This window comes from Endozoicomonas sp. SESOKO4, assembly GCF_024606275.1.
The window spans coordinates 1-2,230 of record NZ_JAHHPS010000324.1; the positions used below are offsets into that span (position 1 = coordinate 1).

General features: G+C 50.7%; 3 protein-coding genes. 1 reads left to right on the forward strand and 2 read right to left on the reverse strand.

All coding sequences use genetic code 11. The annotated features are described in order from the left end of the window. On the reverse strand, window positions 1-479 hold a 479-nt coding region (locus tag KDK16_RS06080; RefSeq protein WP_257275175.1), incomplete at its 3' end, for an SDR family NAD(P)-dependent oxidoreductase. 17 nt (window positions 480-496) lie between these two features. Further along, window positions 497-1,375: a carboxylating nicotinate-nucleotide diphosphorylase gene (nadC, locus tag KDK16_RS06085; protein ID WP_257252846.1), complete on the reverse strand. Its 879-nt coding sequence runs from the start codon at window positions 1,373-1,375 to the stop codon at window positions 497-499. A 145-nt stretch (window positions 1,376-1,520) separates the two neighbouring features. On the opposite strand from nadC, the gene KDK16_RS06090 reads away from it, so the two are divergent. Continuing rightward, on the forward strand, window positions 1,521-2,027 hold the full coding sequence (locus tag KDK16_RS06090; protein WP_257275176.1) for a hypothetical protein: 507 nt from the start codon (window positions 1,521-1,523) through the stop codon (window positions 2,025-2,027). Window positions 2,028-2,230 lie beyond the last annotated feature (203 nt).

Below are 2,230 nucleotides of genomic sequence, written 5' to 3' on the forward strand. Positions count from 1 at the left end.
AGAACTTCTTCCACCATCAGCTTCGAGCGACCGTAAGGATTGGTGGCACTCAGCGGAAAATCTTCCGTGATCGGCAGAGTGGCCGGATCACCATAGACAGTCGCTGACGAGCTGAAAACGATACGTTTAACACGAGCTGCCTGCATGGCCTGACAAAGTACCAAGGTGCCGTACACATTGTTGTCATAGTAATCGAGTGGAATCTCGCAGGACTCTCCTACGGCTTTCAACCCTGCAAAGTGGATGACGGCTTCAAAATCATGCTGTTGAAAGAGAGTGTCCAGCAAGGCTCGATCACGGATGTCGCCGTTGACAAACTCCAGTGTCTTGCCAGTTATCTCCTGAACCCGGCGCAGAGATTCTTGGTTGCTGTTGCTAAGGTTGTCCAGAACTACTATTTCGTAGCCGTCGTTTAATAATTCCAGGCAGGTATGGCTACCGATATAACCAGCCCCCCCTGTGACCAGAATTTTACTCATGCTCTGTGGCTTCCTGTTCAGATCTCTGTGATATCAACCAGTCTCATGGAAAGGTCAACGGACTCAATGTCTTTGGTGAGCGTTCCGATAGAAATAAAGTCGACGCCGGTCGCTGCGATCATCGGCAGGCGCTCCTCGGTGATTCCTCCGGAAGCTTCCAGTCCGGGCTGAGGCGCTGGCAGAGTTTTGTTCAACTCAACGGTCTCACGCAGTGTTTCCAGAGGGAAGTTGTCCAGCATGATAATGTCGGCACCAGCGCTTCTTGCCCGTCGGAACTCCTCCATGTTCTCGACTTCCACTTCTACGGGTTTGCCCGGAGCCATGGTTCGGGCGGTGTCGACTGCCTGCTCAATACCCCCGCAGGCGGCAATATGGTTTTCCTTGATCAGGAAGGCATCATAAAGTCCGATTCGGTGATTGTGGCATCCGCCTGCCTTGACGGCGTACTTTTGGGCAAGACGAAGACCGGGCAGGGTTTTGCGGGTGTCCAGCAGTCGAACGTCTGTCTCTTTGACCTGACTGGCATAGTGATAACAGCGGGTAGCGGTGCCGGAAAGGGTCTGAAGGAAATTCATGGCAGCACGTTCACCGGTCAACAGGCTTCTGGCAGGGCCTTCCATGTAAACCAGAACCTGATCCGCTGCAACACGTTCACCTTCCTTAACCTGCCAGTTCAGATTGACCGATGAATCGATCTGTCTGAACACTTCATCAAACCAGGGGCGTCCGGCAATAACGGCAGGCTCACGGCATAGGATACGGGCTTTGGCCATTTGCCCGGCAGGAATCAGAGAGGCCGTAATGTCACCTGAACCGATATCCTCTTCCAGAGCATGGCGAACATTGCGCTGGATAGTGTCGATCAGGTCGGAGGTGAGATTGTCATGGGGCTGCATGTTGAGTCTACTTATGTTTTACCGGGAATGATGAAAAATTGGCTGGGATTATAAACAACTTGATGTCTTTGGTCTTGCCGATTGCAATAGCCTGTCTTGATCTATAATTGTAATCCCTTTTAAAACACAGTGGGAGGCACATAGTATGTTCATCATCAGGTTCTTTGCCTGTGCCCTTCTTGCTCTGGTCATCTCCTGCTCTCAGGCATGGGCCGGGACCACACAAATTGACTCCTACCCAGCCCTCAGGGACGCTCTTGAACAGGGAGAAGTGCCTATTATCGGTGTGATTGATTTTGCACAGTGCACGAGTAAGTCACAAAAGACTCTGGATTTTCGGGGAAAAGAGATCACTATTTTCAAACGAAACGCCATCTACGAAGACGGCACGGTGAGTATGCTAACCACCTACAAAGTGAATACGCTTATGGATGAAAGCAAGTGGGCCAGTCGTCTGCCAGACCGGACAGAAGACATGCCAGTCTGGATAGAGTGGCAGAGTGGCTACGACCTTTCCAGTCAGGATGATAAGGAATTTAAAGTCAAGTTTATTGCAGCGGATGCAAAGACCGGAAAGACCCTCATAACCGGAGACTACAGGTGCCCACTGGGATCGGCTATTAAGTTATGGCGTACACCTCACGGTCTTTGAGATCTCATATAAAACACAGCAACAGGCAGAAAACATGTGCATTGTCAGGTTGGTCGCCTGTGCTTTTCTTACTCTGGTTATCTTTTTTTCTGAGGCGTGGGCCGGGAACACACAAATTGAATCCTACTCAGCGCTCAAGAGTGCTCTTGGGCAGGGGAAAGTGCCTGTTAACGGCCTGATTGATATGGAACAGTGTAAGTATA

What these genes read in the sequence shown, in the direction of transcription:
- nadC (WP_257252846.1), bottom strand. Translation starts at nt 1,375, where the DNA reads ATGCAGCCCCATGACAATCTCACCTCCGACCTGATCGACACTATCCAG.
- KDK16_RS06090 (WP_257275176.1), top strand. Translation starts at nt 1,521, where the DNA reads ATGTTCATCATCAGGTTCTTTGCCTGTGCCCTTCTTGCTCTGGTCATC.